Annotated in this window: 13 protein-coding genes; 9 read left to right on the top strand and 4 right to left on the bottom strand. The window is 68.2% G+C overall.

What is annotated here, in order from left to right; all coding sequences use genetic code 11:
• On the bottom strand, positions 1 to 1,143 hold the full coding sequence (dpgA, locus tag ABZ803_RS10525; RefSeq protein ID WP_357035062.1) for a 3,5-dihydroxyphenylacetyl-CoA synthase DpgA: 1,143 nt from the start codon (positions 1,141 to 1,143) through the stop codon (positions 1 to 3).
• A gap of 530 nt (positions 1,144 to 1,673) precedes the next feature.
• On the opposite strand from dpgA, the gene ABZ803_RS10520 reads away from it, so the two are divergent.
• The 3 genes from ABZ803_RS10520 (at position 1,674) to ABZ803_RS10510 (ending at position 4,894) form a co-directional block, all read left to right on the top strand.
• A complete protein-coding gene (locus tag ABZ803_RS10520) occupies positions 1,674 to 2,162 on the top strand; it encodes a MarR family winged helix-turn-helix transcriptional regulator (RefSeq protein WP_357035060.1) in 489 nt (162 codons plus the stop codon).
• Between the two features lie 84 nt (positions 2,163 to 2,246).
• Complete coding sequence (locus ABZ803_RS10515; protein ID WP_357035057.1) at positions 2,247 to 3,464, top strand: acyl-CoA dehydrogenase family protein; 1,218 nt, start codon at positions 2,247 to 2,249, stop codon at positions 3,462 to 3,464.
• Positions 3,461 to 4,894 (top strand): LLM class flavin-dependent oxidoreductase, encoded by a 1,434-nt coding sequence (locus tag ABZ803_RS10510; protein ID WP_357035054.1) that lies wholly within the window; start codon positions 3,461 to 3,463, stop codon positions 4,892 to 4,894. Before ABZ803_RS10515 ends, ABZ803_RS10510 begins: the two co-directional genes overlap by 4 nt.
• A 52-nt stretch (positions 4,895 to 4,946) precedes the next feature.
• On the opposite strand, the gene ABZ803_RS10505 is transcribed toward ABZ803_RS10510, so the two are convergent.
• Complete coding sequence (locus ABZ803_RS10505; protein WP_357035433.1) at positions 4,947 to 5,429, bottom strand: GAF domain-containing protein; 483 nt, start codon at positions 5,427 to 5,429, stop codon at positions 4,947 to 4,949.
• A 98-nt stretch (positions 5,430 to 5,527) separates the two neighbouring features.
• Here ABZ803_RS10505 and ABZ803_RS10500 point away from each other — a divergent pair, with 98 nt between their 5' ends.
• From ABZ803_RS10500 to ABZ803_RS10475, 6 genes are all read left to right on the top strand, one after another.
• Entirely contained in the window at positions 5,528 to 6,919 is a 1,392-nt protein-coding gene (locus tag ABZ803_RS10500) for a styrene monooxygenase/indole monooxygenase family protein (RefSeq protein WP_357035051.1), read from the top strand.
• 127 nt (positions 6,920 to 7,046) lie between these two features.
• A complete protein-coding gene (sfnG, locus tag ABZ803_RS10495) occupies positions 7,047 to 8,162 on the top strand; it encodes a dimethylsulfone monooxygenase SfnG (protein ID WP_357035049.1) in 1,116 nt (371 codons plus the stop codon).
• Complete coding sequence (locus ABZ803_RS10490) at positions 8,162 to 9,379, top strand: SfnB family sulfur acquisition oxidoreductase (protein ID WP_357035046.1); 1,218 nt, start codon at positions 8,162 to 8,164, stop codon at positions 9,377 to 9,379. The genes sfnG and ABZ803_RS10490 overlap by 1 nt, the downstream gene beginning before the upstream one ends.
• An 11-nt stretch (positions 9,380 to 9,390) precedes the next feature.
• The gene (locus tag ABZ803_RS10485; RefSeq protein WP_357035043.1) at positions 9,391 to 9,906 is read left to right on the top strand and encodes an NAD(P)H-dependent oxidoreductase; all 516 of its coding nucleotides are present in this window, start codon (positions 9,391 to 9,393) and stop codon (positions 9,904 to 9,906) included.
• Positions 9,899 to 10,414 (top strand): flavin reductase family protein, encoded by a 516-nt coding sequence (locus ABZ803_RS10480; protein WP_357035040.1) that lies wholly within the window; start codon positions 9,899 to 9,901, stop codon positions 10,412 to 10,414. Before ABZ803_RS10485 ends, ABZ803_RS10480 begins: the two co-directional genes overlap by 8 nt.
• Positions 10,415 to 10,713: 299 nt before the next feature.
• On the top strand, positions 10,714 to 11,823 hold the full coding sequence (locus ABZ803_RS10475; RefSeq protein ID WP_357035037.1) for a class I SAM-dependent methyltransferase: 1,110 nt from the start codon (positions 10,714 to 10,716) through the stop codon (positions 11,821 to 11,823).
• Positions 11,824 to 11,921: 98 nt separating this feature from the next.
• Here ABZ803_RS10475 and ABZ803_RS10470 read toward each other — a convergent pair whose 3' ends face one another.
• Both ABZ803_RS10470 and ABZ803_RS10465 read right to left on the bottom strand, forming a co-directional pair.
• Positions 11,922 to 12,806, bottom strand: coding sequence for an RNA polymerase sigma-70 factor (locus tag ABZ803_RS10470; RefSeq protein ID WP_357035034.1), 885 nt, complete (start codon positions 12,804 to 12,806; stop codon positions 11,922 to 11,924).
• Between the two features lie 44 nt (positions 12,807 to 12,850).
• On the bottom strand, positions 12,851 to 13,234 hold the full coding sequence (locus ABZ803_RS10465) for a DoxX family protein (RefSeq protein WP_357035031.1): 384 nt from the start codon (positions 13,232 to 13,234) through the stop codon (positions 12,851 to 12,853).
• Positions 13,235 to 13,610: the final 376 nt, after the last annotated feature.

Raw genomic sequence — 13,610 nt, 5'->3', positions numbered from 1 at the left:
TCAGAAACGGAGCAGAGCTGTTTCGATCTGCGAACCCGGGCCCATCGTCATGAGAACCCCGTAGTCGCCGGACCGGATCCGGCCTTCGGCGAGCAGCCGCTGATAGGAGAAGAGGAACGAGCCGCTGGACAGGTTGCCGAAATCGCGCATCACCCCGGTGGTGTGGCGCAGATCGTAGGAGGTCAGGCCCAGATTGATCTTGACCGCATCGATGACCTTCTTGCCGCCCGAGTGCACGGTCCAGTGCGCGATGTCCTTGCGCCGCAGACCGGTACCGCGCAGCAACCTATCGATCACGATCTCCGCGTGCGCGCCGACCTCGTAGGGCACTTCCTTGTCGAGGTAGAAGCTGAACTTCCCGGCGTCTTCGTCCCAGTCGTAGCGCATCGCGCCGACCGCGTGCCGGATCATGTAGCTGCTGGTGGTCAGCAGGGTGGGCGCCGGGCTCGGCCTACCGCGCTCACCCGAACCGATGCCGTCGCCCGCCCGCACCGCCAGCGCGGCCGCCCCGTCGCCGAAGAGGCTGTTCACCACGGCCGTGCGCATCGTCCCGTCGAACACGTAGGCCGCCGAGCAGGCCTCGGAACAGACGAGCAGGGCGAGTTCGCCCGGATGCGCGGAGGCCCAGTTGGCCACAGCGCCGAGCCCGTTGAGCCCGGCGTTGCAGCCCATGCCGACGACATCCAGCCGGGCCGTATCCGGATCGAGGCCCAGCTCGTTGATCAACAACGCACTGAATCCCGGGGTCAGGAAGCCGGTGGTGGTGACAGCCACCAGATATCGCACGTCACGCAGGTCGAGACCGATTTCGCGAAGGCACTCGCGCATCGCCTCGGCGCCGGTGCGCACACCCTGACGGCGGTGTTTCTCCAGCAGTTCGGCCTGGGTCTCGACGCGGAATTCGCCGTCGTCGCCGCGCGGGGGCAGGGTCAGGTGTCGTTGCTCGATCCCGCCGTTGAGGAAGACACCGCGGATCTTCGGGTCGGTGATCTTCAGCAGATCGATGAGTTCGCGCTGGCTGTAGCGATCAGGTGGGTTGGCGGTGGCCACTCCGAGCAGCTTCGGTGGAGTGGTTGCCCGCCGGGGGAGGGTGCGTAATTTCGGCTCGAGTGCTTCGACCCGTGCGGTGCTCATGGTCGTCATGCTCAGTTCCTGTGCTGATCAGTGGGGTGCGCAATTGTGCGGGCGCGATAGACCGATAAATGTGACGCGTTTCCGCCGGTTGTTCACCCGGCTCGCCGGAGCCGGCCGACGGTATCAGTCGGACCTTTTATCACCCGTGAATGCGCAGCGCGCATTCATCGAGCAGGGCACGTCGAATAAATTGGTATGCCACCCCCGTTCCCCCCCGAGAATCGATCCGTACGGCACAGTCGCAGCGCGGCTATGTGGTGATTCGGCTTCGGGTTCGAGACCGGAAGCGCCAGTTCGATCGATTCCGAACAGTACCCCTGCTCGATCAGGGGTGGCAACCCCTAAACGCTAGGGGGACGCTCACATCTCAGCTTGAGATCCGTGAAAAATGCTGGCGCACAACATAATACGATGCGATGTCGGGCTCGCGGAGATAGTCCGTACACGTACTGTTGGCGACGTGCCAGCGACCGGAAACGGAGCTGATCAAGCGACCGAAACAACGCGGGCCGCCGGTGTGATCGTGGTCTAATCAGCGAATGGAGTCACTCACCTCGGCGCTGGTGCCACATGTCTTCTCGGAGACGCCGGGACACTTGATCAGGCTGCTCTACCAGCGCCACAATTCCATCTGGCACGCCACGGTGGGAGACTCGATCACGCCGACCCAGTTCGCGATTCTCAATGTCGTCTACAGCGACGGGCCCTCGACCCAGCACGAGATATCCCTCCGCGTCCGTACCGACACCTCGACAATGGCGCAGGCCGCCGCCGCCCTGGAACGCAAGAATCTGATCAAGCGATCGGTGAACCCCACCGACAAGCGGGAACGGCGGATCGCCCTCACCCGCACCGGACGCCGTGAATACGCGCAGCTGCTCCCGAAAGCCGATGAGGTGCAGCGCATCCTCTTCGAAGCCCTGGAACCGGACGACCATCCCGGCGCCCTCGCCCTGCTGCGGAATCTCGCGGGCATCCAGTCGGCCTCGGCGAGCCGGGCCGATCAGCTCGAGCCACCCGCTCGGTAGCTCGACCGACGGACACGAGTCCGCATTTCGATCGCGCTGCGCGCAACCCGTGAGCACCCGGCCGTGGTGCGCCATCGTGAGCTGATGACGACCACCGAGGCGAAATCCACTACCGACTCCGAACTGGATGCGATCTTCGGCCCGATATTCGACCGGATTGCTCAGGGCGCGGTAGCGCGAGAAATCGATCGCACCCTGCCCTACGACGAAGTCGGCGAGCTGCGTGCGGCGAAATTCGGCGCGCTGCGCGTTCCGGTCGAGTCCGGCGGATACGGCGTCACCGTCCGGCAGCTGTTCCGGTTGCTCATCGAACTCGCCGCCGCCGAATCGAACCTGCCGCAGGCGCTGCGGGTGCACTTCTCGTTCGTCGAGGACCAACTGCTGGCCGACCAGGGGCCCGAGCGGGAACGTTGGTTGCGTGCGGTGGCCGAGGGCACGCTGGTGGGCAACGCGATCACCGAACCGGGCGTCGGCGCGGTGGACCGCTACCGCACCACACTCACCGAAGACGGCGGACGGTGGCTGCTCAACGGTGTGAAGTACTACAGCACGGGTTCGTTGTACGCGGACTACATCCTGGCCGCCGCCGACCGCGACGGTGAGCGCGTCGGCGTCCTGGTGGACGCGCACGCCGAGGGAGTGCGTCAGCACGACGACTGGGACGGCTTCGGTCAGCGGCTGACGGCCAGCGGCACCACCGAATTCACCGACGTGGTGGTGACCGAGGATCGAATTCTCGGTCCCGGCTACGGCGCGCCCGGCCCGACCTACGCGACCTCTTATCTGCAACTGGTCCAGCTCTCGGTGCTCGCGGGCATCGCCAAGCGCGCCGAGCGCGACATCCGGGAGTGGGTCGCGGGGCGCACCCGCGGCTACACGCACTCCACCGCCGACCTGCCCAGGCACGACCCGCTGGTGCAGCAGGTGATCGGGCGCCTCTCGGCGGCCGCGTTCGCCGCCGAAGCCAGTGTGCTCGCCGTCGCCGACGTACTCGACGAGGTGCTTGCGGGCGGCGCGAAGGACGAGAGCGCCCTGGTGGCGGCGGAACTCGCCGCGGCACGGGCTCAGCTGGCCGTCATCGACCTGGTGCTGCCCGCCACGTCGCTGCTGTTCGAAGTGGGCGGTGCTTCGGTGGTAGCCGAACGGCTGCGGTTGGATCGGCACTGGCGCAACGCCCGCACCGTCTCGGTGCACAATCCCGCGATCCAGAAGGCACGGGCGATCGGCGATCATCTGCTCAACGGCGCCGACCTGCCGTTCGCGTGGAGCGCGGGGGAGCGCACCGGGGGAGCGGCGCAGTGACCCGCCGCATCCGGTTCAACGCTTTCGACATGAACTGCGTCGCCCATCAGTCGCCCGGGCTGTGGCGGCATCCCGACGACCAGTCGCACCGCTACAAAGAGCTGGGCTACTGGACGGAGCTGGCGAAGCTGCTGGAACGCGGCCGTTTCGACGGCATCTTCATCGCCGACGTGCTGGGCACCTACGACGTATACGGCGGCAACGACATCGCCGCGCTGCGCCAAGGCGCGCAGATCCCGGTGGCCGACCCGCTGCTGCTGGTCTCCGCCATGGCCGCGGTGACCGAGCATCTCGGGTTCGGCATCACCACCGGCACCGGCTTCGAGCACCCGTACCCGTTCGCGCGGCGGTTGTCGACGCTCGACCATCTCACCGACGGCAGGCTCGGCTGGAATGTGGTGACCGGCTACCTGCCCTCGGCGGCGCGCAACTTCGGCGCCGCCGACCAGCTCGACCACGACGAGCGCTACAACCAGGCCGACGAGTACCTCGAGGTGCTGTACAAGCTGTGGGAAGGCTCGTGGGAGGACGACGCGGTGGTCCGCGACGCGACCGCGGGCGTCTACGTCGACCCGGCCAAGGTGCACCACATCGGTCATCGCGGCACGCACTACACCGTGCCGGGCATCCATCTCGCGGAGCCGTCGCCGCAACGGACGCCGGTGATCTACCAGGCGGGAGCCTCGCCGCGCGGCGTGCGTTTCGCGGCGGAGAACGCGGAAGCCATCTTCGTCGCCGGTCCCTCGAAACGGGTGCTGGCGCAGACGGTCGCCCGGATCAGGGACGCGCTGGAAGCGGCGGGCCGTGCCCGGGACGCGGCGCGCGTCTACGCCCTCGCGACGATCATCACCGACGCGACCGACGAGGCGGCGCGGCGCAAGCACGAGGAGTACTTGTCCTACGCCAGTGTCGAGGGCGGTCTGGTGTTCATGTCCGGCTGGATGGGCATCGACCTGTCCCGCTACGACCTCGACGACCCGATCGGCCAGGTGGAGAGCAACGCGATCCAGTCGGCGGTGGCGGCGTTCCAGGAATTCGACGACGACGGCCGGGAGTGGACCGTCCGCGATATCGGCAAGTGGGCCGGGATCGGCGGCATGGGCCCGGTGTTCGTCGGCTCCGGGGAGACGGTCGCCGATCTGCTCCAGGAGTGGGCCGCCGAGACCGATCTGGACGGGTTCAACCTGGCCTACGCGATCACCCCGGGCTCGTTCGAAGACATTGTGCGGCATGTTGTTCCGGCGTTGACCGCGCGAGGCGCCTACACCGAGGATTACGTGCCGGGCACCCTGCGCAATGCGCTGTTCGGCGCGGGTGACCGGTTGCCCGCGGAACACCGCGGCGCGAGCTACCGGTTGGGTGGTGCAGGCTCGAGCGCTTTGCCGGACGAGGTTTCGCGAGCGGGGGCAACGGCCGAGACGCACTCGTAAGGTAGTCGGACGGCGCCGGAACCCCCCGGTCCGGCGCTGCCCTGCGACGCGATCAGAGAGCGGCGAGAAATATCCTGGCTACCGCCTCCAGCCCCGCCCGATCGATGTCATCGAAACGGGCCGGCCGCGGGCTGTCGAGATCGAATACTCCGATCAGATCCCCGTTCCGGACGAGCGGCACGACGATTTCCGAACGCGTGTCGGCATCACACGCGATATGGCCGTCGAACGCGTGCACATCCGGCACGAGTTGGGTGGTCCTGGATTCGGCCGCGGTGCCGCACACGCCTTTTCCGAGCGCGATGCGCACACACGCCGGCTTGCCCTGAAACGGGCCGACCACCAATTCCCGCCCGTCGTAGAAATAGAAACCCACCCAATTCACATCGGGTAGCGCGTGGAATACCAGCGCGGAGAGATTGGCGGCGTTCGCGATGCGGTCGGTCTCGCCCGCGACCAGCGCCTCGGCCTGCGCGGCGAGCTGTCGGTACTGCTCGGGGCGGTCTCCGGTCAAATCGGCGGCGACGAACGACATGGCCCAAATGGTACGCGCTCGGAATTCGCTGTCTGCCCATTCATTCTCGGTGATCGCAACACTCTGCCCGCGCCCGGCGGGCATCGCATCATCCCTGCATGACATCGCAGCAATCCGTTTCCCGTTCCACTCGTTCGGCCGCGGTTATCGGCGCCGGACAGACCGGCGTCACTGCGGCGCTGGGACTTCTCGACGCCGGTTTCGGCGTCACCATCTACAGCGAGCGCGATCAGCGCTCCTTGCGTGACGACGTGCCCGCCACCGGCACCGCGCTCGAATTCGGTGAGACCCAGCAGGCCGAGGCCGCGCTGGGATTGGACAGCTACACCGCGCGGGCGCCCCGGCACACCGGCCTGAGTGTGCGCATCGCCGGACCGGGCCCCGATCGTCCCGAATTGATCCAGTTCGACGGTCATTTCGACGGATACGTCGGCGTGGCGGTGGATACCAGGCTCAAGGCCGACGAGCGGCTCACCGCGTTCCTGGAACGCGGCGGCCGGTTCGTGGTCGAGCAGGTGACGCCGGAGACGCTCGACGGCATCGCCGCCGCCAACGACCTCACGCTGGTCGCGACCGGACGTGGCGGACTGTCGGACCTGTTCCCCGTCGACGCGCGGCGCACCCCCTACGACGCGCCGCAGCGCTCGCTGCTCACCGTCACCGTGACCGGAATCGGGCACGACGAGAACGTTTTCGCCCATCGCAGCGTCGCGGGCGGCGCGCACAGCGGCTTCTCCATCCTCGCCGACCAGGGTGAAGGGTGGTGGGGCCCCTATCTGCACAAGGACGCGGGGCCGAGCTGGGCGTTCCTCGGCTGGGCGCGTCCCGGCAGCGACTGGGAGAAGCGTTTCGCCGCGGCGGACTCCGCCGAGTCGGCGCACCGCATCGTGCAAGACCTCTACCGCGACTACATCGACTGGGATCTGCCGGAGGTGCTGGCCACCACGACCATCCCCGAGGACCCGCACTCGTGGCTGAAAGGCGCTGTGCGCCCGGTGGTGCGGTCCGGTGTGGGGCGCACCGCGAGCGGGCACGTGGTCGCCGCGCTCGGTGACACCGCCATCGCCTACGACCCGATCGCCGGACAGGGCGCGCAGAGCGGCCTGATCCAGGCTCAGCGGCTGGTCGCGGCGGCCGCCGTGCACGACGGACCGTTCGACGAGGCGTGGATCGAGCGGCAGTACGCGGCGTTCCTGGCCGCCCGTGGTGACGCGGCCGGCAAGGTGACCAGGCTGTTCCTCAGCGATCCCGAGCTGGGCGAGATCGGCAACGCGTTCTTCGCCGCGGCGGCCGTGGCACCGGCGTTCGCATCGGCGCTGGTCGGCCTGCTGCATCGTCCGCAGCCGTTCCTGCCGGTCGACTCGCCGGAAGCGGCCGCCGAGTTCATCACGCGGGTCACCGGCGAGGACGCCGCCGCGCTGCTGGGCCGGTTCGCGCCCGCGGGCACGTTCAGCAGGTCGAGCTACTCGGCCGCGCTCGCCGACGCCTGATCCGAATCGCACAGATTCAAAACCTCGTCCCGACCGGGGGCCGGTGCTGGAGTGAGAGGAGCGCCGGACGCATGCGTGGCGTCCGGCCTCCGATCCGACGGCTTCCCCCCAAAACCATGGAGCAGCTATGACCACGGAGCAGATCGCCGAGCAGATCCGGTTCGCCTACTGGGTGCCCAACGTCAGCGGGGGATTGGTCACCAGTGATATCGAACAGCGCACCGGCTGGGATTTCGAGTACAACAAGAAGCTCGCGCGGACCGCGGAGAACAACGGCTTCGACTACGCGCTGTCCCAGGTGCGCTACACCGCCTCCTACGGCGCCGAATACCAGCACGAATCGACCTCGTTCAGTCTCGCGCTGCTCGGCGCCACCGAACGGCTGAAGGTCATCGCGGCCGTGCATCCCGGGCTGTGGCATCCGGCGGTGCTCGCCAAGTTCGGCGCCACCGCCGATCACCTGTCCAACGGCCGGTTCGCCATCAACGTCGTCTCCGGCTGGTTCGCCGGAGAATTCACCGCGCTCGGCGAGCCGTGGCTCGAGCACGACGAGCGCTACCGGCGCAGCGCGGAATTCCTCGAGGTGATCCGCAAGATCTGGACCGAGGACAACGTGAACTACGGCGGCGACTTCTATCGCATCCGGGACTTCACCCTGAAGCCCAAGCCGTTGAACACCCCTGAGCGCCCCAATCCCGAACTGTTCCAGGGCGGCAACTCGACCGCCGCCCGGCGCAACGGCGGACGCTACGCCGACTGGTATTTCTCCAACGGCAAGGACTTCGACGGCGTCACCGAACAGCTCGACGACCTGCGCGCCGTCGCACGCGCCCACGATCGCGAGGTGAAATTCGGGCTCAACGGCTTCATCATCGCCCGCGATACCGAAACGGAGGCCCGCGATACCCTGCGCGAGATCGTCGCGAAGGCGAACAAGCCCGCGGTGGAGGGTTTCCGGGACGCGGTGCAGCAGGCCGGCGCGTCCACCAAGGATCGCAAGGGCATGTGGGCCGACTCGACGTTCGAAGACCTGGTGCAGTACAACGACGGTTTTCGGACCCAGCTGATCGGTACGCCGGAGCAGGTGGCCGAGCGGATCGTCGCCTACAAGCAGCTCGGCGTCGACCTGGTCCTCGGCGGCTTCCTGCACTTCCAGGAGGAGATCGAGTACTTCGGCGCGAAGGTGCTTCCGCTGGTGCGCGAGCTGGAAGCCGCGCAGCGGCCTGTCGCGGCGGTGAACTGATGACCGCGGTCGCCGCCGATCGCATCCTGTCGGCGGCACAGGCGTTCGTCGTCGCGCAGCGGTTGGCGGCCGACTTCGCGCCGGGGGCCGCGGAACGCGACCGGGATCGCCTGCTGCCGTACGCGGAGGTCGATCGGCTGGCGGCCAGTGGCTTGCTCGCGATCACCGTGCCCGCGGCCTACGGTGGCGCGGATCTGCCGCCGAGCGCGGTCGCGGAAGTGACGCGAATCCTCGCCACCGCCGACCCGAATATCGCGCAGATCCCGCACAGCCACTTCGTGTACGTGAACCTGCTTCGGCTCGCGGGCACGTCGCACCAGCAGGAGCGATACTTCGGCCGGGTGCTCGACGGAGGGCGCATCGCCAACGCGCAGTCCGAGCGCGGCGGCGCGACCGTCGCCGATATCGCGACCACGTTGCGGCCCGCCGGTGACCGATTCCGCGTGGACGGCGTGAAGTACTACTGCACCGGATCGCTGTTCGCCGACCTGTTCGCGGTGCTGACCCGGCTGGACGATCCCGAGGGACGCGCGGACCTCGAGCCCGGGGAGTACATCGCCTACCTGCCCGCGAACACCCCCGGTGTGCGCGTGGTGGACGACTGGAACGGGCTCGGGCAGCGCACCACCGGCAGCGGAACGGTGTCCTTCGAGGAGGTGCTCGTCGACCGCGACCAGGTGATCCCCCGCTCCGGCGCGGTACGCGCACCCACCGGCTACGGAGCGTTCGCGCAGCTGCTGCACGCCGCCATCGACACCGGCATCGCGCGGGGTGCGCTCAGCGCCGCCACGGAGTTCGTGCGTACGAGAAGCCGCCCGTGGTTCGAGGCAGGGGTGGCGAACGCGGTAGACGACCCGTTGTTGATCCAGCGCTTCGGTGAGCTGTCGGTCGCGGTCACCGCCGCCGAGGCGACGCTCTCTTCGGCCGGATGGGCCGTGGACGCGGCCACCAGGACCGATCCGGGCGTCGACGGCGTCGCCCGGGCGTCCCTGGCCGTGGCGACCGCCAAAGTGCTCGCCGACCGCGCGGCCAACGACGTGTCCGCCGCGCTGTTCGAAGTCGCGGGAACGCGCAGCGCCGCAGCGGATCTGAACTTGCACCACTTCTGGCGCAACGCGCGCACGCACACCCTGCACGATCCGGTGCGCTGGAAGTACCAGCACATCGGCAGGGCCCTGCTGCACGACGCCGCGCCGCCGCTGCACGGTGTGATCTGAAAGGAGACGGAATGACAGTCACTGTCGTCGTCGGAAATCCGAAACCCGCCTCACGCACGCTCACCGCGGCCACCCTGGTCGCGAAGGGGCTGCGGCCGGAGGTGGAACCCACCGTGATCGACTTGGTCGAGTTCGGTCCCGGCCTGCTCGGCTGGGGTGACCCGGCCGTGGCGGAGGCGGTGCGCACCGTGGCCGGCTCGGAACTCGTGGTCTTCGCCAGTCCCACCTTCAAGGCGACCTATACCGGGCTGCTGAAGTTGTTCCTCGAACAGTTCGAGGGCGCAACCGGCCTGGAAGGCGTGCTAGCGGTGCCGGTGATGCTCGGCGCGGGACCGGCCCACGCCCTCGCACCCGACCTGTTGCTCAAGCCCGTGCTCGTCGAAATCGGGGCCACCGCGGCACTGCCCGGGCTCTACCTGTCCGATCGCACATTCGCCGAGGACGGCGTCATCGACCGGTACAGTGGTCGGTGGCGTTCGGTCGCCCAGGCACTGGCCCACAGCTCGAAGGCTGCGAATCATGCATGACCTGTTCGAATTTCCCGCCGACGGAGCCGGCCTGCGTCGCGCGTTCGCGAATTTCCCCAGCGGTGTCGTCGCGGTGTGCGCCGAGATCGACGGAACCCCACACGGTCTGGCGGTGAGCACGTTCGTTCCCGTCTCGCTGGACCCGCCCCTTGTCTCGTTCTGCGTGCAGAACTCCTCGGCCACCTGGCCCAAACTCGCCGCCGCGAGTCACCTCGGCCTCAGCCTGCTCGGCACCGACCAGCAGGCCGCCGCCCGCTCGCTCGGCACCCGCGACGGCGACCGCTTCCGCGATATCCGGCTGCACCGCGGTTCGGGCGACGCCGTGTTCATCGACGGCGCGTCCGCCTGGATCGAGGGCGTCCAGGAGGCGCACGTCCCCGCGGGCGACCACGCCGTCGTCATCTTGCGCATCCATCGCATAGCCACCCGCACCGACGTGGACCCACTCGTCTTCCACGGCAGCAAGTTCCGCCGGTTGCACGCCGAACCGGCGAACGGGGCGGCCTGAGGGGTTCGGTCGCCCGAACGCGGCGCGGCCCGTCTGCCGCCTCGCGTCGAGACGGCCGAGTGCGTTCCGCACGGCCCGGGATTCGGCTCACCTAACAGCGCTGTGGGAGACTCGGGCGTCTCCTACGGAAAGGTTCGGCCATGACGCTCGGGATGGTTCTCGGTGATTTCCCGCGCACTTCGGCGCGGGCGTAGACAGACGACCTGTTGACTCCTGTGCGATAGCCGCACAGGTCTTTTGCGACTCCGCGTCGAAGTGCTTCTCGTGCCCTTTGCACGTTCGTACACGAGGAGTACGCGGTGTCCACCGTTTCCTGGACCGAGGACAACACCTGCCCGAGCGCCCGCTGGCATGCCGAAAATGGCGCGTTGCCACCCCATTCCATCGTGGTGGTGAACGACTCGACGACCGCTGAGGTGGCTTGCCGCTCGGCGCGAGCGGGAACCGGCTTGCTGTGGCGCGGGGATTATCACAATGCGCGGCAACTGCTGCGGGCGATGGGGCGGCGGGTCGAGCGGAAGATTCCGCTGGGCGACGATCCGGCCGAAGCGTTCCCGCGGTACCGCGCGTCGCGTCGGCGGCGCGCGCAAGTGCTCGGCAAGTTGCTCGTGTTGCTGGAAGACGACTATTCGCTGGCGTTGCGTCGCGCTCCCGATGTGCGGCGCGCGTGCATCGAGGCGTACGGCCCGCCGCACGGGCGGACGGTGGTCGCGCTCACCGAGTTGCTCGGTGTGCTCGGTGCGGCGCAATGGCGGGAGAGGGGCGTGTACGTGCCCGCCCTCGGAGAGCGCATCCATCCGCACTACGGTGTGTTCTCCCCGGTCCGCGGCGAGTACGTCGATCTCGTCGCCTCCGCGCCACTGCCCGCACGGGCGGAGACGGCTTTCGATCTCGGCACGGGCACCGGCGTGCTCGCCGCGGTCCTGGGCCGTCGTGGATTCCGGCGGATCATCGCCACGGACAACAACCCCCGTGCGCTGACCTGTGCCCGCGCCAACCTCGATCGGCTGGTCCTGTCCTCCGTCGCCGTGCAAGGACCGGCTCTCTTCCCGAACGGCAAGGCCGACCTCGTGGTGTGCAACCCACCCTGGCTGCCCGGCACCCCTACCTCGGCGCTGGAAAGCGGCGTCTACGACGAGAACTCATCCATGCTGCACGCCTTCCTCTCCGGTCTCCCCGCCCACTTGCGCCCAGGCGGCGAAGGCTGGCTGATCCTTTCCGACCTCCCCGAACTCCTCGGCCTGCGCCCCTACGGCGACCTGCTGGCCCGCATCACCGCCGCCGGGCTCCACATCACCGCCCAACTGACCACCCACCCCACCCACAGCCGAGTCCACAACCCCAGCTCCCCCCTCCAGCACGCCCGCGCCCGCGAAACCACCTCCCTCTACCGCCTGACACCTCGCTGAGCGGCCCATGACGGAGAGGTCACTCGCGAATTTTTCTCCGTCATGCGCCACTCGATGGGGAGCCGGGTGGGGGCATGTGCCGGATCTATCGGCCAGGGTCAGCGCAGGGCGAGCGGTGTCTCGGAGGCGACGCGGGTCAGCTTTTCCGGGTTGCGGACGAAGTAGAGGCCGGTGATGTGGTCGCCCTCGACGTGGAAGGCCATGATGCCGTCGAGCACGCCGTCCAGGCTCAGCGCCAGGGCGAGGTGTCCGTTGATCAGGATGGTTTCGCAACTCAGTTCGCCCTGGACCTTGCCGGTGCCGCCGGTGATGTAGCGGGCGACCTTCTCGGCGCCGATGACGGGCTGTAGCGCGGCCCGCTTGATGCCGCCGCCGTCGCTCATGAGAACGACATGCGGGGCGAGCACGTCGAGCAGGCCTTGGGGATCGCCGGATTCGAGCGCACGCTGGAACGCTTGCACCGACGCACGGGCCTGGCTCGGCGATACCACCGAACGCGGGCGGCGGGCCTCGACGTGGCGTCGGGCGCGGTGCGCGATCTGGCGGACGGTCGGCGGGGTTTTGCCGACCGCCGCCGCGATCTCCTCATAGTCGATGTCGAAGACCTCGCGCAACACGAAGACGGCACGCTCGGTGGGCGAGAGCGTCTCGAGGACGAGCATCATCGCCATCGACATGTTCTCGGCGAGCTCGACGTGCTCGGCGACGTCGGGTGTGGTGAGCATCGGCTCGGGCAGCCAGGGGCCGACGTACGACTCTCTGCGGCGCTTCATCGTGCGTAGCCTGTTGAGCGACTGCCGGGTAGTGATCCGGACCAGGTAGGCACGTTCATCGCTCACTTGCTCCAGGTCGGCCTTCACCCATCGCAGCCAGGTTTCCTGCAGGACGTCCTCGGCATCGGCAGCCGAGCCGAGCATCTCGTAGGCGACGGTGAACAACAGGTCGCGGTGGGCGACGAAAGTGTCGGTCGCATGGTCGCTCATCTTCTCGACCCTTCTCGCTGGTTGGCTGTGCCCGATCCGGGTGGTCAGCTCGTAAAAGGTTCGACGGCGAACCGGCCCCACGCGATGAACACCGCCATCGCGAGATACACCGAGTTCAGCACGACGAACTTGTACTCCCCGAGCCGGCCGTGGGTGATCATCGCGCCGACCATGAGCCCGACCCAGCAGACGGCCGTGACCGGCACCATCACCGGGGCGATGTCGAGCACGGCGGGCAGGATCAGACCGGCCGCCGCCAGGATCTGCAGGACCCCCAGCCCCTTGACGAAGCCGTCGCCCGCGGCCGCGGTCCATTCCCCGCCGGGCGACGCGGCGAGCTTCTCCCGAGGGACGAACGCCTTGGTGATGCCGCCGAAGAGGGCGAGCGCGGCCAACAGTGCCGTAGCGATCCACAGTGCGATGTTCATCGGAAACTCCTCCGTCTCTGGTGTGTCGGCATCCAGACACCGCGCGAGCGAACACTGTGACATGTCGGTGAGATAGATCACACAACACGTGACCCGCCTGCCCCCGAGCCGGGCTCACCGCTTCGTGCAGCCCGAGCTGCGGAGGTGCTGTTCCCCCACCGCCCGGCGCCTCGTGGGCGGCACAAGGCAAAGGGCCCTTCGCCGAGGTGTCCCGGCATCCGCAGTGGCCCACCAGAATTGCGGCCGGCGGCATCAGTGGCCTGCCGACGGCAGGCCTGCCGCCTAGCGTGACGGGTGATCCTATGTGCGGCACAGGAGTTGTCAGCGCTCGTACAGCGCTCCGATCGACCGCTGGAACCAAAGAAACCCGCCCTGA

It is taken from the genome of Nocardia sp. NPDC047648 (assembly GCF_040642815.1).
GTDB classification, from domain to species: Bacteria; Actinomycetota; Actinomycetes; order Mycobacteriales; family Mycobacteriaceae; genus Nocardia; species Nocardia gamkensis.
The sequence above is the reverse complement of the archived record's forward strand: the minus strand, read 5'-3'. Positions and strand labels throughout refer to the sequence as shown.

Bases quoted from the DNA above. Each gene is read 5' to 3' on its own strand.
- dpgA (WP_357035062.1), bottom strand. From the start codon at position 1,143: ATGACGACCATGAGCACCGCACGGGTCGAAGCACTCGAGCCGAAATTA.
- ABZ803_RS10520 (WP_357035060.1), top strand. From the start codon at position 1,674: ATGGAGTCACTCACCTCGGCGCTGGTGCCACATGTCTTCTCGGAGACG.
- ABZ803_RS10515 (WP_357035057.1), top strand. From the start codon at position 2,247: ATGACGACCACCGAGGCGAAATCCACTACCGACTCCGAACTGGATGCG.
- ABZ803_RS10505 (WP_357035433.1), bottom strand. From the start codon at position 5,429: ATGTCGTTCGTCGCCGCCGATTTGACCGGAGACCGCCCCGAGCAGTAC.
- ABZ803_RS10500 (WP_357035051.1), top strand. From the start codon at position 5,528: ATGACATCGCAGCAATCCGTTTCCCGTTCCACTCGTTCGGCCGCGGTT.
- sfnG (WP_357035049.1), top strand. From the start codon at position 7,047: ATGACCACGGAGCAGATCGCCGAGCAGATCCGGTTCGCCTACTGGGTG.
- ABZ803_RS10490 (WP_357035046.1), top strand. From the start codon at position 8,162: ATGACCGCGGTCGCCGCCGATCGCATCCTGTCGGCGGCACAGGCGTTC.
- ABZ803_RS10485 (WP_357035043.1), top strand. From the start codon at position 9,391: ATGACAGTCACTGTCGTCGTCGGAAATCCGAAACCCGCCTCACGCACG.
- ABZ803_RS10480 (WP_357035040.1), top strand. From the start codon at position 9,899: ATGCATGACCTGTTCGAATTTCCCGCCGACGGAGCCGGCCTGCGTCGC.
- ABZ803_RS10470 (WP_357035034.1), bottom strand. From the start codon at position 12,806: ATGAGCGACCATGCGACCGACACTTTCGTCGCCCACCGCGACCTGTTG.
- ABZ803_RS10465 (WP_357035031.1), bottom strand. From the start codon at position 13,234: ATGAACATCGCACTGTGGATCGCTACGGCACTGTTGGCCGCGCTCGCC.